General features: G+C 56.8%; 19 protein-coding genes and 1 riboswitch. Of the genes, 10 read left to right on the plus strand and 9 right to left on the minus strand.

What is annotated here, in order from left to right:
- Positions 1-245: 245 nt before the first annotated feature.
- On the plus strand, positions 246-1,121 hold the full coding sequence (rluF, locus tag A1WC_RS24120) for a 23S rRNA pseudouridine(2604) synthase RluF (RefSeq protein WP_008807321.1): 876 nt from the start codon (positions 246-248) through the stop codon (positions 1,119-1,121).
- Here rluF and A1WC_RS24115 read toward each other — a convergent pair.
- The gene (locus tag A1WC_RS24115; RefSeq protein ID WP_004177859.1) at positions 1,118-1,390 is read right to left on the minus strand and encodes a DUF3811 domain-containing protein; all 273 of its coding nucleotides are present in this window, start codon (positions 1,388-1,390) and stop codon (positions 1,118-1,120) included. The genes rluF and A1WC_RS24115 overlap by 4 nt on opposite strands.
- A 199-nt stretch (positions 1,391-1,589) precedes the next feature.
- On the opposite strand from A1WC_RS24115, the gene A1WC_RS24110 reads away from it, so the two are divergent.
- On the plus strand, positions 1,590-1,946 hold the full coding sequence (locus tag A1WC_RS24110; protein ID WP_016160099.1) for a type II toxin-antitoxin system RelE/ParE family toxin: 357 nt from the start codon (positions 1,590-1,592) through the stop codon (positions 1,944-1,946).
- Positions 1,943-2,281 (plus strand): helix-turn-helix domain-containing protein, encoded by a 339-nt coding sequence (locus A1WC_RS24105; protein WP_008807319.1) that lies wholly within the window; start codon positions 1,943-1,945, stop codon positions 2,279-2,281. The genes A1WC_RS24110 and A1WC_RS24105 overlap by 4 nt, the downstream gene beginning before the upstream one ends.
- Positions 2,282-2,317: 36 nt before the next feature.
- Here A1WC_RS24105 and panS read toward each other — a convergent pair whose 3' ends face one another.
- Together panS and lysC are read right to left on the minus strand one after the other, a co-directional pair.
- On the minus strand, positions 2,318-3,247 hold the full coding sequence (panS, locus tag A1WC_RS24100) for a ketopantoate/pantoate/pantothenate transporter PanS (protein ID WP_002884627.1): 930 nt from the start codon (positions 3,245-3,247) through the stop codon (positions 2,318-2,320).
- Positions 3,248-3,386: 139 nt separating this feature from the next.
- The gene (gene lysC, locus A1WC_RS24095; RefSeq protein WP_008807318.1) at positions 3,387-4,736 is read right to left on the minus strand and encodes a lysine-sensitive aspartokinase 3; all 1,350 of its coding nucleotides are present in this window, start codon (positions 4,734-4,736) and stop codon (positions 3,387-3,389) included.
- A gap of 179 nt (positions 4,737-4,915) precedes the next feature.
- A riboswitch (Lysine riboswitch) is annotated at positions 4,916-5,151 on the minus strand.
- A 349-nt stretch (positions 5,152-5,500) separates the two neighbouring features.
- Between lysC and pgi the strand changes: the two genes are divergently transcribed.
- Positions 5,501-7,150 (plus strand): glucose-6-phosphate isomerase, encoded by a 1,650-nt coding sequence (gene pgi / locus A1WC_RS24090; protein ID WP_012543196.1) that lies wholly within the window; start codon positions 5,501-5,503, stop codon positions 7,148-7,150.
- 47 nt (positions 7,151-7,197) lie between these two features.
- Here pgi and A1WC_RS24085 read toward each other — a convergent pair whose 3' ends face one another.
- Both A1WC_RS24085 and A1WC_RS24080 read right to left on the minus strand, forming a co-directional pair.
- Positions 7,198-7,653: an acyltransferase gene (locus tag A1WC_RS24085; protein ID WP_012543195.1), complete on the minus strand. Its 456-nt coding sequence runs from the start codon at positions 7,651-7,653 to the stop codon at positions 7,198-7,200.
- 8 nt (positions 7,654-7,661) lie between these two features.
- Positions 7,662-8,171, minus strand: a complete 510-nt coding sequence (locus A1WC_RS24080; RefSeq protein WP_008807315.1) for a GNAT family N-acetyltransferase — start codon at positions 8,169-8,171, stop codon at positions 7,662-7,664.
- 144 nt (positions 8,172-8,315) lie between these two features.
- Here A1WC_RS24080 and psiE point away from each other — a divergent pair, with 144 nt between their 5' ends.
- Complete coding sequence (gene psiE, locus A1WC_RS24075) at positions 8,316-8,726, plus strand: phosphate-starvation-inducible protein PsiE (RefSeq protein ID WP_004206282.1); 411 nt, start codon at positions 8,316-8,318, stop codon at positions 8,724-8,726.
- A 193-nt stretch (positions 8,727-8,919) separates the two neighbouring features.
- Here the strand turns inward: psiE and malG are convergent, their stop codons facing one another.
- From malG to malE, 3 genes are all read right to left on the minus strand, one after another.
- Positions 8,920-9,810 (minus strand): maltose ABC transporter permease MalG, encoded by an 891-nt coding sequence (gene malG / locus A1WC_RS24070; RefSeq protein WP_016160100.1) that lies wholly within the window; start codon positions 9,808-9,810, stop codon positions 8,920-8,922.
- 14 nt (positions 9,811-9,824) lie between these two features.
- Complete coding sequence (gene malF / locus A1WC_RS24065; RefSeq protein ID WP_016160101.1) at positions 9,825-11,369, minus strand: maltose ABC transporter permease MalF; 1,545 nt, start codon at positions 11,367-11,369, stop codon at positions 9,825-9,827.
- A gap of 117 nt (positions 11,370-11,486) precedes the next feature.
- The gene (gene malE / locus A1WC_RS24060) at positions 11,487-12,677 is read right to left on the minus strand and encodes a maltose/maltodextrin ABC transporter substrate-binding protein MalE (protein WP_008807313.1); all 1,191 of its coding nucleotides are present in this window, start codon (positions 12,675-12,677) and stop codon (positions 11,487-11,489) included.
- 370 nt (positions 12,678-13,047) lie between these two features.
- On the opposite strand from malE, the gene malK reads away from it, so the two are divergent.
- The 5 genes from malK (at position 13,048) to ubiA (ending at position 18,140) form a co-directional block, all read left to right on the plus strand.
- Positions 13,048-14,157, plus strand: coding sequence for a maltose/maltodextrin ABC transporter ATP-binding protein MalK (gene malK / locus A1WC_RS24055; RefSeq protein ID WP_008807312.1), 1,110 nt, complete (start codon positions 13,048-13,050; stop codon positions 14,155-14,157).
- A gap of 85 nt (positions 14,158-14,242) precedes the next feature.
- Positions 14,243-15,532, plus strand: a complete 1,290-nt coding sequence (locus tag A1WC_RS24050; RefSeq protein ID WP_008807311.1) for a maltoporin — start codon at positions 14,243-14,245, stop codon at positions 15,530-15,532.
- 114 nt (positions 15,533-15,646) lie between these two features.
- Positions 15,647-16,576 carry a maltose operon protein MalM gene (malM, locus tag A1WC_RS24045; protein ID WP_008807310.1) on the plus strand — a complete coding sequence of 310 codons (930 nt, stop codon included), beginning with the start codon at positions 15,647-15,649 and terminating at the stop codon, positions 16,574-16,576.
- 187 nt (positions 16,577-16,763) lie between these two features.
- Positions 16,764-17,261 carry a chorismate lyase gene (gene ubiC / locus A1WC_RS24040; RefSeq protein WP_008807309.1) on the plus strand — a complete coding sequence of 166 codons (498 nt, stop codon included), beginning with the start codon at positions 16,764-16,766 and terminating at the stop codon, positions 17,259-17,261.
- 12 nt (positions 17,262-17,273) lie between these two features.
- Entirely contained in the window at positions 17,274-18,140 is an 867-nt protein-coding gene (ubiA, locus tag A1WC_RS24035; RefSeq protein WP_008807308.1) for a 4-hydroxybenzoate octaprenyltransferase, read from the plus strand.
- Between the two features lie 57 nt (positions 18,141-18,197).
- Here the strand turns inward: ubiA and plsB are convergent, their stop codons facing one another.
- Positions 18,198-20,621, minus strand: coding sequence for a glycerol-3-phosphate 1-O-acyltransferase PlsB (gene plsB / locus A1WC_RS24030; protein WP_016160102.1), 2,424 nt, complete (start codon positions 20,619-20,621; stop codon positions 18,198-18,200).
- Positions 20,622-20,734 lie beyond the last annotated feature (113 nt).

The raw sequence follows: 20,734 nt of genomic DNA on the forward strand, positions 1-20,734 counted from the left end.
ATCACCCTAATCTGGCGAATAATCTTGCACATTTGCGTTATCAATAGCGGGTTGTTGGCACCTTTGTGCATTGCACGCTAAATCGCTGATTCTGTGATATTTCATCATGCAAAGTTGCCAGGCGTTGAGCGGGACACTTTTGTGAAAAAAGGCGTAGTCGATCACACCTTGCGCCGGAGGGCGCAAAGGCACATCTTTTTTCTCGCCCACAAGGTAGGGTATATTTCGCTTTTACAGGAGAATCTATGCTGCCCGACTCATCAACCCGATTAAATAAATACATCAGCGAAAGCGGCATCTGCTCGCGTCGCGAAGCGGACCGCTTTATTGAACAAGGCAACGTCTTTATTAATGGCAAGCGCGCCACCATTGGCGATCAGGTGAAGCCTGGTGACCTGGTCAAAGTGAACGGACGGTTGATTGAGCCGCGTGAAGCGGATGATCTGGTGCTGATTGCGCTGAATAAGCCGGTCGGTATTGTGAGCACCACCGAAGATGGCGAACGCGACAATATTGTCGACTTCGTCAACCACAGCAAGCGTATCTTCCCTATTGGCCGTCTGGATAAAGATTCTCAGGGGCTGATCTTCCTCACCAACCACGGTGATCTGGTGAACAAGATCCTGCGTGCCGGCAACGACCATGAAAAAGAGTATCTGGTGACGGTCGATAAGCCAGTGACCGATGAGTTCATTCGCGGGATGGGCGCGGGGGTGCCGATTCTCGGGACGGTGACGAAAAAATGTAAAGTGAAGAAAGAGGCGCCGTTCGTTTTCCGCATCACTCTGGTGCAGGGGCTGAATCGCCAGATCCGTCGTATGTGCGAGCACTTTGGCTATGAAGTGACGAAGCTTGAGCGTACGCGGATTATGAACGTGAGCCTGACGGGGATCCCCTTGGGGGAATGGCGTGATCTAACCGATGACGAGTTGATCGACCTGTTCAAGCTGATTGAAAACTCCTCTTCCGAAGCGAAGCCGAAAGCCAGGCCGAAGGCCAAAGCGGCGACTCCCGGCATCAAGCGCCCGGTGGTGAAGATGGAAAATAGCAACGATAAGGGCCGCCCGGCTGCTAACGGGAAACGTTTCACCCAGCCGGGACGTAAAAAGAAAGGGCGTTAACGCCTGCCGCGGGTCGGCGTATTCGCCGACCAGGAAAAGGTCGCTTCCTTATCCGTTTTATAAGCCTGCTGTTTTTTCACCTGGCGGGCTTTCTTCGCTTCCGCTTCACGCTGCGCCATCAGCTTATCGATATATTCCTTTTTCACGCTGTTCGTTTCCGCATTGCTCAGCGGGCGGCCATGCGCAATGCGCGCGCGGTCAAGCAGCGTTTTCAATTCGCGCTGTTCGCGCTCGGTCATCTCTTTTTGTGTAATACGGGGGAGTGCCATGGTGGTGCCCTCAGTCAGACCAGAGCACCCAGTGTACGGCAATCAGCGCAAAATAGAACGCATCCGGAAAGCGCCTCGCAGAATATTTCCCTCGTTGGTGACCAGTGCGCGGGTCTGGCTTAGGGTAACGGCACGCCTACTGGCCAACGACGACAAATTTTGGGCGGGGGATGTATAAAATTTTATACAAGGATGTGGTATGCTCAATCAGCAACAGAGAATGAGGCGTATCGTCTGGATGGGCTCTTCCTTTGACGATCTGCGCCAGTTTCCTGAGGACGTCCGCAGAGATGCCGGATTCCAGCTTTATCGTTTACAGTCGGGTTTAGAGGCTGCGGACTGGAAAGCGATGCCTCAACTGGGGCGGGGCGTTGAGGAAATCCGCCTGCGCCACTTTTCCGGTGCATATCGGGTAATTTATCTGGCCCGTTTTGCAGAGGCGATATATGTCCTGCACTGTTTTAACAAAAAGACGCGACGTACCGCCGAACACGAAAAACAGATTGTCAGAAACCGTTTGCAGGTAATACAGCAGGAACACAGGAGTCATAAATGAATCGTAAGAGGGTGGATGGTATTCGTCATGTGACCTCTGAAGAGAGCAATATATTCAGTGAACTGGGCTTTGATGATGCTGACGCAGAGCAGCTTCGGGGACAAGCGGAAAAAGAAGTTGAGCAGTTGATGGCGCTTAAACGACAGTTAATGCAGGAAATCGCTGAGTGGATAGATGAACATCAATTGAAGCAGGCCGATGCTGCCGCGAAGTTGAGCATTTCGCGCCCGCGTATTTCAGATGTGGTCAATCAGAAAACCAGTAAGTTTACCCTGGATGCGTTAGTCATGATGTTAATGAAGTTAGGTAAACCAGTACGTTTGCAGATTGGATAACGCACACGCCCGGGCCTGCGCCCGGACGTATCACGCTCAGCGCTTGTCGGCTTTTTTGGCGATAGGCTTTCCTGACCAGTACCCGGCCAGCAGCGAACCGGACAGGTTATGCCAGACGGAGAACAGCGCGCCTGGCAGCGCCGCCAGCGGGCCGAAGTAAATTTTACCCAGCGCGGCCGCCAGGCCAGAGTTCTGCATCCCCACCTCGATCGCCAGCGTACGGCAGGTGGATTCATCAAAACCAAACAGACGTCCGCCCCAGTAGCCGCCAAGCAGGCCAATGGTGTTATGCAGGATCACCGCGATAATCACCACCAGGCCGACGGAGGCGATATGGGCGGCGGAACCCGCCACCACCGCGCTGATGATCGCCAGTATGCATACCATCGAGAAAGCGGGCAGGAACGGCTCTACCGCTTTCACCACCTTCGGCAGCAGATGATGGACAATCAGTCCCAGCGCGATGGGGATGACCACAATCTGCAGAATGCTGAGCAACATGCCCATGACGTCGACCTGAATATGCGCGTCGACGTACAGACGGGTGAGCAGCGGTGTCGCCACGACGCCGACGAGGGTGGAGACCGAGGAGATGGTCACCGACAGCGCCACATCCCCTTTGGCAAGAAAGATCATCACGTTGGAGGCGGTCCCGCTGGCGACGCTGCCGACCAGCACCATCCCGGCGGAAAGCTCCGGCGGCATATGAAACAGCAGTGCCAGCAGCCAGGCGGCGAGCGGCATCACCAGATAATGGAGAAAGATCCCTGCAGCGACCGGCGCCGGGCGCGACAGGACGCGTTTGAAATCCTCCAGCTTCAGATGCACACCCATACCGAACATGATCAGCATCAGCAGGGTGGTGACCCATGGGCCAATTGGGGTGAAGGTGGTGGGAGTGTAATAGGCCAGAACGGAGAGCAGCAGTGCCCATAACGGGAACAGCCGCGTCAGAGTTGCGAGCATGTTGTGTTCCTTGCGATACGCGAACCGGGCCGCGCCATCCCGATGGGACGGCGAGCAGGTCCGCTGGTTGTGTTGATGTTGTTATAAAAAAGCCGGGTTCGAGCCCGGCTATAGGTATTGTTTATCGTGCTAAGAAATTTTATTCAAACAAATTGTGATGCAGCTTCTGCACCACCTTCTCCGCATCGGCGCCAGGCACCAGGAAGCAGAGGTTATGGCTGGAGGCGCCATAGCAGATCATGCGGATATTAAACGGCTCGAGGACGCCAAAGACCTCTTTGCCGACGCCGCAGGCTTTCGACAGCTCATTGCCAATCAGGGCCACCAGCGCCAGGTCTTCCTCCACTTCCACGCGGCACAGCGAGGAGAGTTCAGTCAGCAGCGCCTGGGTCAGCAGGGTATCGCCTGCAGAGGTTGAGCCGGTGGTATCCATGGTCAGGGCCACGCTCACTTCGGAGGTGGTGATCAAATCGACGGAGATGTTATGGCGCGCCAGAATGCCGAATACCTCGGCGAGGAAGCCGCGGGAGTGCAGCATATTCAGGCTGTGCAGCGTCAGCAGCGTCTGGCGGCGACGCAGCGCCAGCGCGCGGAACAGCGGCGGGTTCTCGGTGGTTTTACACACCAGCGTACCGCCCGCTTTAGGCTCTTTACTGGAGCCGACAAACACCGGGATATCGCTGCGCACAGCGGGCAGCAGGGTCGCCGGGTGCAGCACTTTGGCGCCAAAGGTGGCCATTTCCGCTGCCTCTTCAAAGGCGATGACGTCAATGCGTTTCGCCGCTGGCGCCACGCGCGGATCGGTCGTATAGATCCCGGGCACATCGGTCCAGATATCGACGCGGGTGGCATTCAGCGCTTCGCCGAGCAGAGCGGCGGTATAATCGCTACCGCCGCGGCCGAGGGTGGTGGTGCGGCCTTTCGCTTCGCTGCCGATAAAGCCCTGCGTCACCACCAGGCCTTCCGCCAGGCGCGGCGCCAGCTGCTGCTGGGTCAGTTCGGCGACGGCGGCGATGTCCGGTTCGGCGCGGCCAAAGCGATCGTTAGTGCGCAGCACTTTACGGGCGTCAAACCACTGCGCCTGAATACCGCGTTCACGCAGAATTTCTACAAACAGCAGGGTGGACATCAGTTCGCCATGGCTGACCAGTTCGTCGGTCAGGGCGGTCGAGGAGGCGAGCGCGGCGGCTTCCGCCAGCGTCGTGATATTTTCCAGCAGGCGCTCAATCTCTTCGCGGATCACGTTGGGATAGCGCAAACGCTCCAGAATATTGAACTGGATCTGGCGCAGAGCATCCAGCTGGGAAAAACGTTCGGTGGGTTCCAGCCCTCCCGCTAAGGCCACCAGAATGTTGGTCACGCCGGCGGAGGCGGAGAGCACAACAATACGGGTATTGGCATCGAGCAGCGCCACATCGATGCTGCGGTTCATAGCGTCAAAATCGGCAACGCTGGTGCCGCCAAATTTGGCGACGACTAGATCTGTCATAACAACCTCGTGTCAGGGGGCCTGACTTATTAAAACGATTCCTGAACACCGATCGTGGCAGGGGCTGGACGCCGCCGGATCGCAACAAAATGTCTTAATAAGCCAGGCCAAATTATTCAGCCATGGCACAAGGGAAGAGCGATAAACAGGGTGGCGCAGAGTGATAAACAACTACGATGTCACCCAGAAGTGCTCCACCTTGTAGACCCGACTCACCGCTCTGGGCGCTGAGGTGTTCGGGTATGAAACGCCCGACTGCGAACGTTTCTGGTGACAACCCAGGGGATTCAGCCCCTGTGGCCGGTGAGGAGCGTGACCAGACGCTCTTTCACCTCGGCGTTGCTCCCCCTCACGTATTTTCCCCGGACTGGTTCCTCCAATACGGTTACCTGGGCAACGCACCTCTTCTGGCAATTACCGACGTCTTTCACCTGGCCGGGGGAACAGGGACATTATATCCCCCGCGAATACCCTTTCGCTGTAGCGTGAAATGCGCGAGCAATAGATACCTACCAATACGTAAGCACTGCGGATATATAAAGGCTTAACACCAGCTATGTCAACGCTGCGGTTATGCGGATTTTTCATGCCCCTGCGGCTAACAGAAAAAAGCCTTATGATAGCTATACTAATGGGGCTTTTTACTCCGTTTTGACCCGATTCCTGACCGGCGTCAGGGACAAGTCACAAAAATCATCACAATTTTCCGTCACCGGCGCTACAATCGACCGAAGTCACAATCTCAAATCAGAAGAGTATTGCTAATGAAAAACATCAACCCAACGCAGACCTCTGCCTGGCAGGCATTACAGAAACACTTCGACGAAATGAAAGATGTCACTATCAGCGAGCTGTTCGCCAAAGATAGCGACCGTTTTTCTAAGTTTTCCGCGACGTTCGACGATCTGATGCTGGTGGACTTCTCCAAAAATCGCATCACCGAAGAGACGCTGGCTAAACTGCAGGATCTGGCGAAAGAGACCGATCTGGCAGGCGCCATTAAATCGATGTTCTCCGGCGAAAAGATCAACCGTACCGAAGACCGTGCGGTACTGCACGTCGCGCTGCGCAACCGCAGCAATACGCCGATTGTGGTTGATGGCAAAGATGTGATGCCGGAAGTGAACGCTGTGCTGGAGAAGATGAAAACCTTCTCAGAAGCGATTATCTCCGGTAGCTGGAAAGGCTATACCGGCAAACCGATCACCGACGTGGTTAACATTGGTATCGGCGGTTCCGACCTCGGTCCGTTCATGGTCACCGAAGCGCTGCGTCCGTACAAAAACCACCTCAACATGCACTTTGTCTCCAACGTCGATGGCACCCACATCGCTGAAGTGCTGAAGAACGTCAACCCGGAAACGACCCTGTTCCTGGTGGCGTCCAAGACCTTCACCACTCAGGAAACCATGACCAACGCCCACAGCGCGCGCGACTGGTTCCTGGCGACCGCGGGCGACGACAAGCACGTGGCCAAACACTTCGCGGCGCTTTCTACCAACGCGAAAGCGGTTGGCGAGTTCGGCATCGACACCGCCAACATGTTTGAATTCTGGGACTGGGTTGGCGGCCGTTACTCCCTGTGGTCGGCGATTGGCCTGTCCATCATTCTCTCCGTGGGCTTCGACAACTTCGTTGAGCTGCTGTCCGGCGCGCATGCGATGGATAAACACTTCTCCACCACCCCGGCGGAGAAAAACCTGCCGGTGCTGCTGGCGCTGATCGGTATCTGGTACAACAACTTCTTCGGAGCAGAAACCGAAGCGATTCTGCCGTACGACCAGTATATGCACCGTTTTGCCGCCTACTTCCAGCAGGGCAACATGGAGTCCAACGGTAAGTATGTTGACCGTAACGGCCACGCGGTAGACTACCAGACTGGCCCGATCATCTGGGGTGAGCCGGGCACCAACGGTCAGCACGCGTTCTACCAGCTGATCCACCAGGGCACCAAAATGGTACCGTGCGATTTCATCGCCCCAGCCATCACCCACAACCCGCTGTCCGACCATCATCCGAAGCTGCTGTCCAACTTCTTCGCTCAGACCGAGGCCCTGGCTTTCGGTAAATCCCGTGAAGTGGTCGAGCAGGAATATCGCGATCAGGGTAAAGATCCGGCGACCCTGGAGCACGTGGTGCCGTTCAAAGTGTTTGAAGGCAACCGTCCGACGAACTCCATCCTGCTGCGTGAAATCACCCCGTTCAGCCTGGGGGCGCTGATTGCCCTGTACGAGCACAAAATCTTCACCCAGGGCGCGATCCTCAACATCTTCACCTTCGACCAGTGGGGCGTTGAACTGGGCAAACAGCTGGCTAACCGCATCCTGCCGGAGCTGAAAGACGGCAGCGAAGTTAGCAGCCACGACAGCTCGACTAACGGCCTGATTAACCGTTATAAAGCCTGGCGCGCATAATCTTGCGCAGCTAAGACGCAATGCCGACCCTTAGGTCGGCATTTTTTTTACAGCCGCCGCAGCAGGCGGGCTGGATTTCCCGCCCACACCCCTTTCTCGGTAATGGACTTCGTCACCACGCTGCCCGCGCCAATCACCACGCCGTCGCAGATGCTGACGGCCAGAATCGTGGCGCCACTGCCGATCGACACGTCATCGCCAATCTCAATTCGCCCCCAGCTGGCGCGGTCGGCGTTTGGTTTACCCTCGCGAAACAGGTCGTTGGCAAACATCACGCCGTGACCGATAAAGCAGCGCTGGCCGATGGTGACGTACTCGCAGATAAAGGTATGGGACTGAATTTTACTGTTCGCGCCGATGCGGGTGTTGCCCTGGATCTCAACGAACGGCCCAACGAAGACGTTATCGCCAAGGACACAGTCGTACAGGTTGGCGGGCTGGTAGATCACCACGTTCTCACCGCTGGTGACGTTGCGGATCGCCGTTTCCCGAAGGGTATGCATAGTGCCTCTCAGATCGGTTTGGCCAGAATATGTAAGGTGCTTTGCTGGCTGGCGGAATGAAATGCGACATCTTTCACGTGCTGCATGCCCTGACGTTCGTAAAAGCGGCGCGCAGCGGGGTTATCGGCGAGCACTTCCAGCCACAGCCAGCGTTCACCGGCCGCTTTTGCTCTCGCCTCGACGGCGCGAAATATCTGCTCGCCGTAGCGTCGGCCCGTTGTGTCAGGCAGCAGATAGAGCTTATGCAACAGCGTACCGGACGGACCTTCAGGACTTATCGCCTGACGACAGGCGTATTTCGCAAAGCCGACAGGGTGGGGGGCTTCAGCAATCAACCAACAGCACTGGGAATCGGTCAGGCTGCGTTGCAGCGAGGCCAGGGAATACTCTTGTTGCAGGTAGCACGCCAGCTCGTCGGCGTTATGCCAGAGGTGAGCAAAGTGATGGCGATAGCTGGCATTGCCCATTTCATTGAGTAAAGCCGCATCCTCTGCGCGTGCGGTACGAATCTTCAGCATGGTTGTTTCCTTTTTAACCCGTCCGTCTGGACTGTGATTGTTACATCTTCGCCGGTGGTGGCAAAAAGTTAGCGAATAATGTCGATCTGGATCACATTTTTGCGTTATACAGGTCTCAAAGAAGCATAATGATGAGGGGTATTTATGTCGTCGGTTTATCGTCCGCTGGTGAATTTTATCGCCACCGCGATGCAAACGGTTTTGAATCTTGGGCTGCTGTGCCTGGGGATTATTTTGATCGTCTTCCTCGGGAAAGAGACGCTGCATCTGGCCGATGTCCTCTTTACCCCGGAGCCGACCAGTAAGTACCGGCTGGTGGAAGGTCTGGTGGTCTACTTCCTCTACTTCGAGTTTATCGCGCTGATCGTCAAGTATTTTCAGTCGGGGTTCCACTTCCCGCTGCGCTATTTCGTCTATATCGGCATCACCGCGATTGTGCGCCTGATTATCATCGACCATGAGTCGCCGATGGCGGTGCTGATTTACTCCGCGGCGATCCTGATCCTGGTGATTACGCTCTGGCTGTGTAACTCCAATCGCCTGAAACGCGAATAAAAAAAAGCGGCCTCCAGGGCCGCTGACCAACAGTCACAAATAAAATTTATGTAGGGTCCAGTTGAGGATAGCAGTGGCATTGGCCTTACTTTTTCAGCTGAGGGCGACGGCGACAATACCCGGTTGGGGTCGTGTATTGCGGCTAGACCGTCGGCCCTCATCTGAAATTTGGGGCCGGTGTTACAAAAAAAACTTAACCTTTCACCCCACCCGCCGTCAGGCCGTTAACCAGCCAGCGCTGCGCCAGCAGGAAGACGACCGTGATCGGGATGGCGGAGAGCACCGCCGCAGCGGCGAAGTCGCCCCACAGATAGTTCTGCGGGTTGAGATACTGTTGCATACCTACCGCCAGGGTATAGCTGTTCACATCGCGCAGCAGCAGCGAGGCGACGGGCACTTCGGTGATGGCCGCGATGAACGACAGAATAAACACCACCGCCAGAATCGGCACCGACAGCGGCAGCAGCACGAGGCGGAAAGCCTGCCATGGGGTCGCGCCATCCAGCGCCGCCGCTTCTTCCAGCGAACCATCGATGGTTTCGAAGTAGCCTTTAATCGTCCAGACGTGCAGCGCGATACCGCCCATATAAGCGAAGATCACGCCGCCGTGGGTGTTGAGGCCGACGAACGGGATGTACTGGCCCAGGCGGTCAAACAACGCATACAGGGCCACCAGCGACAGCACCGCCGGGAACATCTGGAAAATCAGCATCCCTTTCAGCAGCGTCGCTTTCCCCGGGAAGCGCATACGGGCAAAAGCGTAGGCGCAGGTGGTGGAAAGGGCGACGATACCGATCGCGGTAATGCCAGCGACCTTAATCGAGTTCCACAGCCACAGCAGGACCGGGAACGGCGGCGGCGTGACGCGGCCATCGGCGTGTTCGACGCTGAAGCCTAACGCCAGACGCCAGTGTTCCCAGGAGATGGTATCCGGGATCAGGCTGCCGGTGGCGAAGTTACCCTCGCGCAGCGAGATAGCGATAACCATCAGCAGCGGAAACATAATCGCCGCGATAAAAATCAGTAGCAGGAGATGCGTGGTCAATAAACGTAGCTTCTGCGATTTGGGTTGGACCATAGCCATTATCGTTATCTCCCTTAATCAAACTTCATGCGTGTGGCTTTCAGATTCACAATCGCTAACGCGCCAACCAGCAGGAAGATAAGCGTTGCGATAGCCGCCGCCAGGCCGAAGTCCTGACCGCCGCCGCCTTCAAAGGCGATGCGATAGGTGTAGCTCACCAGCAGGTCGGTATAACCGGCCGGGGTGGTGGTGCCGAGACGGTCCGGGCCACCGTTGGTCAACAGCTGAATCAGCACAAAGTTGTTAAAGTTAAAGGCGAAGCTGGCGATCATCAGCGGTGTCAGCGGTTTGATCAGCAGCGGCAGCGTAATTTTAAAGAAGTTCTGGAACGGACCGGCGCCATCCATCGCCGACGCTTCGTACAGATCGTCCGGAATCGCCTTCAGCAACCCCATGCACAGGATCATCATGTACGGATAGCCCAGCCAGGTATTGACGATGATGATCATGGTACGCGCGGTGGTCGGGTCGCTAAACCAGGCCGGCTTAATGCCGAACAGCGCGCTGAGCATCATATTGATTTCACCAAAGCTCTGGTTGAACAGCCCTTTGAAAATCAGAATCGAAATAAACGACGGTACGGCATACGGCAGAATCAACAGGACGCGGTAAATTGCTTTGCCTTTCAGCGCTTCCCACTGCACCAGACAAGCCAGCACCATTCCCACGGCCACGGTCAAAATCACCGTCAGCACCGAGAACACCACGGTCCAGACGAAAATAGCGAAGAACGGTTTCTGGATACCTTCGTCCTGGAAGACGCGAGTGAAGTTATCCCAGCCGATCGTCACGGTGTAGCCCGGGCTCAGCTTTTCAGTGCCCCAGCTGCCGTCGGCGTTAATAGCCTGGTAGAAGCCTACGTCATTGTTCGGGCGGTATTTAACGTGGGTCTGATTGTTGGTCAGCACCCCATCTTCGCTAAGCGTATACAGCGGTTGAGTGCCAGAGAACTGACGCAGCGAGCTCATGATCACTTTGCTGTCATCCGGCAGCACCGCGGTCAGTTGGTTCAGCGCGGTGCGGTTCTGGGTAATGACGCGCAGGCTGACGCGCTCGCCTTCCGGCAGGGCATTGGTTTCTTTTAACGCCAGCTTCTGCTCACCGCCGAATTTAAAAGCGTCGGAAAGGTAGTTTTTACCGCTCTCGCCGTCGGTCAGGGCCAGTTTCCACTCGTCCCCCGCCGGGATCAGCGTGAAGTTATAGGCTTTGCCAGCCTGGAAAGAGCGATCCATCAGCACCTGCTGCGCACGTTCAAAGGTCAGCTGGTTGGTGCTGCTGTAGTTAGTGAAGGCGATGGCAATGGTACAGATCAGCGGAAACAGGACGAACAGACCCATGCCGGCGAGGCCGGGATAGACATAGCGCCAGGCATAAGCCTTGCGATTAGCGAAAATATACAGGCCAACTGAGCTTAAAATCAGCGTCATGATGGCGAACAGGTACTCCCCCTGGGCGTACATCAAAACAACAAGGTAACCCACCAGCAGGCACAGTAAGCCAATCACAGACCATGTGAGTTGCGGACTTTGCCACCAGTGTTTCTTTTTAACGGCATCCATGGGGATCATCCTCTACAGCGGTGAAAACTTATTTGTCAGGCGGCGCTTCGCTTACCTGACCTACGGTCCGAGCCGTAGTGGTAGGGCGGGTAAGCGCAAGCGCCACCCGCCGTTTTCTTACTTGGTGATACGGCTCTGTGCATCCTTCAGTGCAGCATCGACCGTCTGGCGACCGCTGGCGGCGTTGATTACCGCGGTACGAACGGCATACCAGAAGGCAGACATCTGCGGGATGTTAGGCATGATTTCGCCATTCTGGGCGTTCGCCATGGTGGCGGCGATGCGCGGATCTTTTTCCAGTTTCTCCTGGAAGGATTTCAGCGCGACAGCACCCAGCGGTTTGTCGTTGTTAACCGCTTCCAGACCCTGATCGGTCATCAGGTAGTTTTCGAGGAACTCTTTCGCCAGCTCTTTGTTCGGGCTGGCGGCGTTGATACCGGCGCTCAGCACGCCAACGAACGGTTTCGATGGTTTGCCTTTAAAGGTCGGCAGCAGGGCGACGCCGTAATTAACCTTGCTCTTATCAATGTTAGACCACGCCCACGGACCGTTGATGGTCATGGCGGTTTCGCCTTTGTTGAAGGCGGCTTCCGCGATGGAGTAATCCGTGTCGGCATTCATGTGCTTGTTCTTGATCAGGTCAACCAGGAAGGTGAGACCCGCTTTCGCGCCTGCGCTGTCTACGCCGACGTTTTTCACGTCATATTTGCCGTTTTCAAACTTGAAGGCGTACCCGCCGTCGGCAGCGATCAGCGGCCAGGTGAAGTACGGTTCTTGCAGGTTGAACATCAGCGCGCTCTTACCTTTCGCTTTCAGCGCTTTATCCAGCGCCGGGATCTCTTCCCAGGTTTTCGGCGGGTTCGGCACCAGGTCCTTGTTATAAATCAGGGACAGGGCTTCAACCGCCACCGGATAGGCGATCAGTTTGCCGTTAAAGCGCACGGCATCCCAGGTGAAGGGATAGAGTTTGTCCTGGAACGCTTTGTCCGGGGTGATTTCAGCCAGCAGGCCGGACTGTGCGTAGCCGCCGAAACGGTCATGCGCCCAGAAGATGATGTCCGGGCCGTCGCCGGTCGCCGCAACCTGCGGGAACTTCTCTTCCAGCTTGTCCGGATGCTCTACGGAAACTTTAATGCCGGTGTCTTTTTCAAACTTTTTACCCACTTCAGCGAGGCCGTTATAGCCTTTGTCGCCGTTAATCCAGATAACCAGCTTACCTTCTTCAATTTTTGCGAGGGCAGAGGCGGAAAACATCATCGTGGTCAGTGCTGACAGCGCGAGGATGCGAGCGCCAGTTTTGATTTTCATATACCCGTCCTATTTGGTGATGTACTCGTGGATACACTTCGGTGGCTTAACGATGATGAGTTTCCTTTTTTAACAACCCCTTTCCATCCTCCCCAGGTCTACGCCCCACCCGCTGGTTGTGTGATCTCCATTGCAAAAACGGCCGTATTGCGTCCTGGAGCACAGAAAAAAGTGCCCAATTTTGTCGTCCCCATCACGAAATCACGCTGCGTCCGCCATCCCCCGCGGCGAGAGGCAATCTCTCATCCTCCCATCTCCTCCCCCATAAAAAAGCCGGGGGGTGGAGGATTTGCCAGCCTAAGGAATGCCGCATAGTCGACCCATCTTGAATGTGTCTTTAAGTGACAGGTTGTAACGAAGGGAGAAGGGCATGGCGAGCGTACAGCTGCGAAATGTAACGAAAGCCTGGGGCGACGTGGTGGTATCTAAAGATATCAATCTCGAGATCCAGGATGGGGAGTTCGTCGTGTTTGTTGGACCGTCGGGCTGCGGCAAATCCACCCTGCTGCGTATGATTGCCGGACTGGAAACCGTCACCAGTGGCGATCTGTTTATTGGCGATACCCGGATGAACGACGTGCCGCCAGCCGAACGTGGCATCGGCATGGTATTCCAGTCATATGCGCTTTATCCCCATCTTTCCGTTGCCGAAAATATGTCTTTCGGCCTCAAGCTGGCCGGCGCGAAAAAAGAGGTTATTAACCAGCGTGTGACTCAGGTGGCTGAGGTCTTACAGCTGGCGCATCTCCTGGAGCGTAAACCGAAAGCGCTTTCCGGTGGTCAGCGCCAGCGTGTGGCGATCGGTCGTACGCTGGTGGCAGAGCCAAGCGTCTTCCTGCTGGATGAACCGCTCTCTAACCTGGATGCCGCCCTGCGCGTCCAGATGCGTATCGAGATCTCCCGTCTGCATAAGCGACTGGCCCGCACCATGATTTATGTCACCCACGATCAGGTGGAAGCGATGACCCTCGCCGACAAGATCGTGGTTCTGGACGCCGGCCGTGTGGCGCAGGTCGGGAAACCGCTGGAGCTCTATCACTATCCGGCTGACCGCTTCGTTGCCGGCTTTATCGGTTCGCCGAAGATGAACTTCCTGCCGGTCAAAGTCACGGCGACGGCTATCGATCAGGTGCAGGTAGAACTGCCGAACCGTCAGCAAGTCTGGCTGCCGGTGGACAGCGCCAACGTTCAGGTGGGCGCCAACATGTCCTTAGGTATCCGCCCGGAGCATTTACTGCCCAGCGATATCGCCGATGTGACCCTCGAAGGCGAGGTTCAGGTCGTCGAACAGCTCGGTCATGAAACGCAAATTCATATCCAGATCCCCGCCATCCGTCAGAACCTGGTTTACCGCCAGAACGACGTGGTGTTGGTAGAAGAGGGAGCCACATTCGCCATCGGTTTGCCGCCAGAACGTTGCCACTTATTCCGTGAGGATGGCACCGCTTGTCGTCGGCTGCATAAAGAGCCGGGCGTGTAAGGCTTCCCATTAAAAAAAGGCGCGAACCCGGCAGGCGGTACACCGGCGAAGCGTTCAAAGAAAAGCAATGATCTCAGGAGATAGAATGATGATTACTCTGCGCAAACTTCCTCTGGCGGTCGCCGTCGCAGCAGGCGTAATGTCTGCTCAGGCGCTGGCTGTCGATTTCCATGGCTACGCGCGTTCCGGCATTGGCTGGACCGGCAGCGGCGGCGAGCAACAGTGCTTCAAAGCGACCGGTGCTCAAAGTAAATACCGTCTTGGTAACGAATGTGAAACCTATGCGGAACTGAAGCTGGGCCAGGAACTGTGGAAAGAAGGGGATAAGAGTTTTTATTTCGATACTAACGTTGCCTATTCCGTGAATCAGGAAGATGACTGGGAAAGCACCTCTCCGGCGTTCCGTGAAGCCAACATCCAGGGTAAAAACCTGATCGACTGGCTGCCGGGCTCCACGCTGTGGGCGGGTAAACGCTTCTATCAGCGTCATGACGTTCACATGATCGACTTCTACTACTGGGATATCTCCGGCCCGGGTGCAGGTCTGGAAAACGTTGACCTTGGCTTCGGTAAGCTCTCTCTGGCCGCTACCCGTAACTCAGAAAGCGGCGGTTCTTATACCTTCTCCAGCGATGACACCAAAAAATATGCAGCGAAAACGGCCAACGACGTCTTTGACATCCGTCTGGCGGGCCTGGAAACCAACCCGGGCGGCGTGCTGGAGTTAGGCGTCGATTACGGCCGTGCGAACCCGCAGGATGACTACCGCCTGGAAGACGGCGCGTCGAAAGACGGCTGGATGTGGACCGGTGAACATACTCAGTCCATCTGGGGCGGCTTCAACAAGTTTGTCGTTCAGTACGCGACCGACGCAATGACCTCCTGGAACAGCGGCCACTCTCAAGGGACCAGCATCGATAACAACGGCAGCATGATCCGCGTTCTGGATCACGGTGCGATGGACTTCAACGATGACTGGGGCCTGATGTACGTGGCGATGTACCAGGACGTGGACCTGGACAGCAAAAACGGTTCGACCTGGTACACCGTGGGTGTCCGTCCGATGTACAAATGGACGCCGATCATGAGCACCCAGCTGGAAATCGGTTACGACAACGTGAAATCCCAGCGTACCAGCGAAAACAACAACCAGTACAAAATTACTCTGGCTCAACAGTGGCAGGCAGGCAACAGCGTCTGGTCTCGTCCGGCTATCCGTATTTTCGCAACCTACGCGAAGTGGGATGAAAACTGGGGTTACAGCAACGCCTCCGGTCTGCAGACCAAAGACAGCAGCGGAAGCGGCATGTACACCTCCAGCCGCGGTGACGACAGCGAAGTTACCTTCGGTGCCCAGATGGAAGTGTGGTGGTAATACCGTCCGCAGGACGGGTGTAACCTGGGAGGGGCGTCAGCCCCTCCTGACTATTCAGGGTTAGCGCGCTATTGCCTGGCTACCGCTAAACCGATGCTATCCAAGGTGAGAAGAATGAAAATGAAGAAAACTCTCGTCGCTCTGTGTTTATCCGCAGGGATGTTGGCATGCGTGCCGGGGATGAGCCTTGCCGATGTTAACTTTGTACCGCAGAACACCAGCGCCGCGCCGTCTATTCCAGCCAGCGCGCTGCAGCAGCTGATCTGGACGCCTGCCGATCAATCAAAGACGCAGAGCGTTGATTTAACCACCGGCGGTCAACGCCTGGATGTCCCGGGGATCGTCGGACCGGTCGCCGCCTGGAGCGTACCGGCCAATATCGGTGAGCTGACCCTGACGCTCGACAGCGAACTGAACAAACATAAGCAGATTTTTGCGCCGAACGTGCTGATTCTGGATCAGAACATGACGCCAGCGGCGTTCTTCCCCAGCAACTACTTTACCTATCAGCAGCCGGGCGTCATGACCGCTGACCGCCTGGGCGGCGTGATGCGCCTGACCCCGGCGCTGGGCCAGCAAAAACTCTATGTGCTGGTGTTTACCACTGAAAAAGATCTCCAGCAGACCACGACCCTACTGGATCCGGCGAAAGCCTATGCCAAAGGCGCCGGCAATGCGGCCCCGGATATCCCGGATCCGATCGCTAAACATACCACCGATGGCGTGCTGAAGCTGAAAGTGAAAACCAATAGCACCTCCAGCGTGCTGGTGGGCCCGCTGTTCGGCTCCTCCGGCCCGGGTCCGGTCACCGTCGGCAATACCGCCGCGCCGGTGGCCGCGCCAGCCGCCGCTGCTGCTGCTGCGCCGGCAGCCAAAAGCGAGCCGATGCTCAGCGATACCGAAACCTACTTCAACAACGGTATTAAGCAGGCGGTGAAACAAGGTGACATCGACAAAGCCCTGAAATTGATGAACGAAGCTGAGCGCCTCGGCTCGAAATCCGCTCGTTCCACCTTTATCAGCAGTGTAAAAGGCAAGGGGTAATCGTCTCCCCACAATGCTGATGTTTAGGCACAGCCTTTAGGTGCATCCTTCGGGATGCACCTTTTTTTGCACGCGCGGCAGCCTGTTGCATGGCTGTTGCGTGAATGATCGTATATTGACGTTTGCCCGCCACCAACCGCCTATTCTGCGATACAATGCTTTCACGTTATGTACCGGAGAATCAGGCATGTCCCATCCTGCGCTTACGCGACTGCGTGCGCTGCGCTATTTTGCCGTTATGCCATCCCTGGCGCCGCCCCTGAGTGACTGGCTGCTGCTGGAGGACTCAATGACCCAGCGCTTTGAGCAACAAGGAAAGCAGGTCACCGTGACCCTGATTAACGAAGGGTATATTGAGCGTGAGGCGCTGACTGACGAAGCGGCGCTGCTACCTGACGAGCCGCGCTACTGGCTGCGGGAGATTATACTCAATGCCGATGGCGAACCCTGGCTGGCCGGGCGCACGGTGGTGCCGGAGTCGACACTGTGTGGTCCGGAGCTGGCGCTACAGCAGCTCGGGCAGATCCCGCTGGGCCGATACCTGTTCACGTCGTCGACATTAACCCGCGATTTTATTGAAATTGGTCGCGATGCAGCGCTGTGGGGGCGTCGTTCCCGCCTGCGGCTGAGCGGCAAACCCCTGCTGCTGACCGAGCTGTTTTTGCCTGCGTCGCCGTTGTACTAAGAGGAAGAAAAAATGGAGTGGAGTCTGTCGCAGAATAAGCTGTTGGCGTTTCATCGCCTGATGCGCACTGACAAACCGATCGGCGCTTTGCTGCTGCTGTGGCCGACGCTGTGGGCGCTGTGGGTGGCCTCGCCGGGCGTCCCGCCGCTGTGGATCCTGGCGGTATTCGTCGCCGGCGTCTGGCTGATGCGCGCCGCCGGCTGCGTGGTGAATGACTATGCCGATCGAAAATTTGATGGTCACGTAAAGCGTACCGCCCGTCGTCCGCTACCGAGCGGCGACGTTACCGAGAAAGAGGCGCGAACGCTGTTTATCGTTCTGGTGTTGCTCTCCTTCCTGCTGGTGCTCACCCTCAACACCATGACCATTCTGCTGTCGGTCGCGGCGCTGGCCCTGGCGTGGGTCTACCCGTTTATGAAGCGCTACACTCATCTGCCGCAGGTGGTGCTGGGGGCCGCCTTTGGCTGGTCGATCCCGATGGCCTTCTCGGCCGTTAGCGAATCGCTGCCGCTGAGCTGCTGGCTGATGTTCCTCGCCAACATTCTGTGGGCGGTGGCCTACGATACCCAGTATGCGATGGTGGATCGCGATGACGACGTGAAGATCGGCATCAAGTCCACGGCGATCCTGTTCGGCGAAAACGATCGTCTGATTATCGGTATCCTGCAGGTGGCCGTGCTGGCGCTGATGGGCGCGGTGGGCTGGCTGAATGGGCTGGGCTGGGAATACTACTGGTCGTTGTTTGTCGCGGCAGGTCTGTTTGGCTGGCAGCAGAAGCTTATCTTCAATCGCGAGCGCGATAACTGCTTCAAAGCGTTTATGAACAATAACTACGTCGGGTTGGTGCTATTCCTGGGCCTGGCGATGAGCTACCTGTAATCCCCTGTCAGCTTCCCCCCGGTGTATCGGGGGGAAGCGAGGGCAGAAAACACCGCGTTACGCGTCATCCTGCGTGACGCTTTCAATCGTCAGCCGCACATCCGACGTAATCAAGTCCGCCAGCATCCGATAAACCTTCAGGGTCTCTTCCGGCTCGGCATCGCCGGTGTCGCTAATGTAGCCTTCATCGCGCAGGGTCAGCACCAGGGTGCTGAACACCGCTTTGTCGAAGAACTCCGGCGCGTTAATGCCATGCAGCACCGACAGGCGCTGGGCCACGGTACGACTCTCTTTTTCCAGCGAACTGCGGTTGATCGACGGGTTGGCGCTCAGCAGCCAGAAGGTAATGGCATAGCGCTGCAGCGTCTCGCGCGCGCCAGCGGCCAGCAGTTGCAGGGAGCGAGAGTGCGACGGATTGAGGCTCATCACCTCGCCATCGACGACGATCAGCTCCTGACGCAGCATCTCGGCAATCAATGCATCCACCACCCCGGCCAGCTCTGCTTTCTTCCAGCGCAGGAACAGCTCGGCCTTGAGGAACGGATACAGCGTTTCGACATGGCGCAGCACTTCGGTGCGGCTGAGCTGACGATGCTGAGTCACCAGGGCGGCTAACAGCGACGGTATCACCAGCATATGGGCGATGTTGTTGCGATAGTAGGTCATCAGCACCGCCTGCTCGCGCGGCAGGATGATGATATCGCCGATGGTGTCCTTCTCCACTTCGAACTTGTTCATTTGCAGCGCGTGGTCGATAAGCTCGCTGGCCGAAGCGGAAGGTGTCGTCGCATCTGGCGAATAGGGCACATTGCGCAGCAGCGCGAGGTAGCACTCCAGCTGTTGGGTGAGCTGCTCCCGGGTCAGTGAACGCTGACGCGAGGCCAGCAGCGCCGTGCAGCACAGGTTCATGGCGTTGGCCGCGCCGGCGTTGTTGATGCGCACCATCAGGTCAGCGGCGATGTTGTTCACCGTTGGCGTCAGCCAGGAAGGGCGGATGGCTTCGATCGGGTCGATGGCTTCCCGCCACTCCGGCACATGGTGGTTAAGGTAGGTCATCAGCGGCAGTGGTTCGCCGAAGTTGACATAGCCCTGGCCAAGGTTGCGCAGCTTGCTCAAGCCACGCACCATCTGCGGCAGGCTCTCTTTCTCTTTGGTGGCGCCGCGCAGCTCTTTAGCGTAGGTGCCTACTTCCATCACGTGTTCATAGCCGATGTAGATAGGCACCAGAGTGATCGGCCGGGTGCCGCCGCGCAGCATCGCCTGGATGGTCATCGACAGCGTACCGGTCTTCGGATCGAGCAGACGGCCGGTACGGGAGCGGCCGCCTTCGACGAAATACTCGACGGAATAGCCGCGGCTGAACAGCTCGCCAAGATATTCACGGAACACCGTGGAGTAGAGCTTGTTGCCCTTAAAGGTGCGACGGATGAAGAACGCGCCCAGGCGGCGGAAGATCGGCCCGGCAGGCCAGAAGTTGAGGTTGATGCCCGCCGCGATATGCGGTGGCACTAGGCCCTGATGATACAGGACGTAGGAGAGCAGCAGATAGTCCATGTGGCTGCGGTGGCAGGGGACATAGACAATCTCATGGCCGTCGTGAGCCAGCTGGCGCACGCGCTCGGCGTTATGCACGTTGATCCCCTGGTACAGGCGGTTCCAGGTGAAGCCGAGAATGCGGTCGGTCAGGCGGATCATCTCGTACGAGAAGTTCGCGGCAATCTCTTCCATCAGCGCGATAGCGTTCTGCTGAGCCTTCTCATGCGAAATTTTCTTGCTGCGCGCTTCGTCTTCCACCGCGCGGGCAATCGCTTTCGAGGCCAGCAGTTTATTAAACAGATCCTGGCGGGCCGGCAGACGCGGGCCGACGGCGGCCAGGCGCTGGCGGGCAAAGTGCATCCGGGCGACGCGAGCCAGCTTCTGGGCGATGATCTTATCGGTACCGTGCTCATCCGCCATGCGGCGCAGCGACACGGAAGGCGAGAAACGCACGAAGCTGTCGCGGCCGAGCCAGGAGACGGCGAAAAATTTCTGGATACCGTTCAGCATCCGCAGCGGCGGATTGACTTCCCCTTTCTCACGACCCGGCGAGCGGCCGAACATCACCGAGACCGGCACCATTTGCACATCGAGGTCCGGATGGTTGCGGTGCAGATCGAGGTAGTCGTGGAACAGCTTGATGGACTCTTCTTTTGGCGTGTAATAGGTAAATACGCGCGGCCCACCGTGGATGAATACGTAACGCGGCAGCAGCGCGCCGTCGATCTCCAGCGGTTCAAGCGGGTCGGGTAAATCATGCGCCAGGCATTGGGCGCGCAGCGTCAGCAGGTCCGCCTTGGAATTATATGGCAGGACGTACATGACCGGACGCGAGGTATCGAGTCCTAATTCCTGGGCAGGCTCTGCCGGAATAGACTTGCTTTTTACCAGCACCCGTAATGGTAAATTCAGTAATTTATAGTAAATTCGTTGCCAGCCGGACATAAACGATGTGAAGCCTCTGGTTAATCATGCAAATGCGCGGCAAGAATAACAGAAAGTGGGCAAAATTTCCGTTACCACGCGGCAAACGCGTACACTCATCGACGTCATTTACG

Source organism: Klebsiella sp. KTE92, assembly GCF_000398905.1.
In the GTDB taxonomy this organism is placed as follows: domain Bacteria; phylum Pseudomonadota; class Gammaproteobacteria; order Enterobacterales; family Enterobacteriaceae; genus Klebsiella; species Klebsiella variicola.

Excerpts from the sequence above, each read along its gene's own strand:
- rluF (WP_008807321.1), top strand. The coding sequence starts at position 246 with ATGCTGCCCGACTCATCAACCCGATTAAATAAATACATCAGCGAAAGC.
- A1WC_RS24115 (WP_004177859.1), bottom strand. The coding sequence starts at position 1,390 with ATGGCACTCCCCCGTATTACACAAAAAGAGATGACCGAGCGCGAACAG.
- A1WC_RS24110 (WP_016160099.1), top strand. The coding sequence starts at position 1,590 with ATGCTCAATCAGCAACAGAGAATGAGGCGTATCGTCTGGATGGGCTCT.
- A1WC_RS24105 (WP_008807319.1), top strand. The coding sequence starts at position 1,943 with ATGAATCGTAAGAGGGTGGATGGTATTCGTCATGTGACCTCTGAAGAG.
- panS (WP_002884627.1), bottom strand. The coding sequence starts at position 3,247 with ATGCTCGCAACTCTGACGCGGCTGTTCCCGTTATGGGCACTGCTGCTC.
- lysC (WP_008807318.1), bottom strand. The coding sequence starts at position 4,736 with ATGACAGATCTAGTCGTCGCCAAATTTGGCGGCACCAGCGTTGCCGAT.
- pgi (WP_012543196.1), top strand. The coding sequence starts at position 5,501 with ATGAAAAACATCAACCCAACGCAGACCTCTGCCTGGCAGGCATTACAG.
- A1WC_RS24085 (WP_012543195.1), bottom strand. The coding sequence starts at position 7,653 with ATGCATACCCTTCGGGAAACGGCGATCCGCAACGTCACCAGCGGTGAG.
- A1WC_RS24080 (WP_008807315.1), bottom strand. The coding sequence starts at position 8,171 with ATGCTGAAGATTCGTACCGCACGCGCAGAGGATGCGGCTTTACTCAAT.
- psiE (WP_004206282.1), top strand. The coding sequence starts at position 8,316 with ATGTCGTCGGTTTATCGTCCGCTGGTGAATTTTATCGCCACCGCGATG.
- malG (WP_016160100.1), bottom strand. The coding sequence starts at position 9,810 with ATGGCTATGGTCCAACCCAAATCGCAGAAGCTACGTTTATTGACCACG.
- malF (WP_016160101.1), bottom strand. The coding sequence starts at position 11,369 with ATGGATGCCGTTAAAAAGAAACACTGGTGGCAAAGTCCGCAACTCACA.
- malE (WP_008807313.1), bottom strand. The coding sequence starts at position 12,677 with ATGAAAATCAAAACTGGCGCTCGCATCCTCGCGCTGTCAGCACTGACC.
- malK (WP_008807312.1), top strand. The coding sequence starts at position 13,048 with ATGGCGAGCGTACAGCTGCGAAATGTAACGAAAGCCTGGGGCGACGTG.
- A1WC_RS24050 (WP_008807311.1), top strand. The coding sequence starts at position 14,243 with ATGATGATTACTCTGCGCAAACTTCCTCTGGCGGTCGCCGTCGCAGCA.
- malM (WP_008807310.1), top strand. The coding sequence starts at position 15,647 with ATGAAAATGAAGAAAACTCTCGTCGCTCTGTGTTTATCCGCAGGGATG.
- ubiC (WP_008807309.1), top strand. The coding sequence starts at position 16,764 with ATGTCCCATCCTGCGCTTACGCGACTGCGTGCGCTGCGCTATTTTGCC.
- ubiA (WP_008807308.1), top strand. The coding sequence starts at position 17,274 with ATGGAGTGGAGTCTGTCGCAGAATAAGCTGTTGGCGTTTCATCGCCTG.
- plsB (WP_016160102.1), bottom strand. The coding sequence starts at position 20,621 with ATGTCCGGCTGGCAACGAATTTACTATAAATTACTGAATTTACCATTA.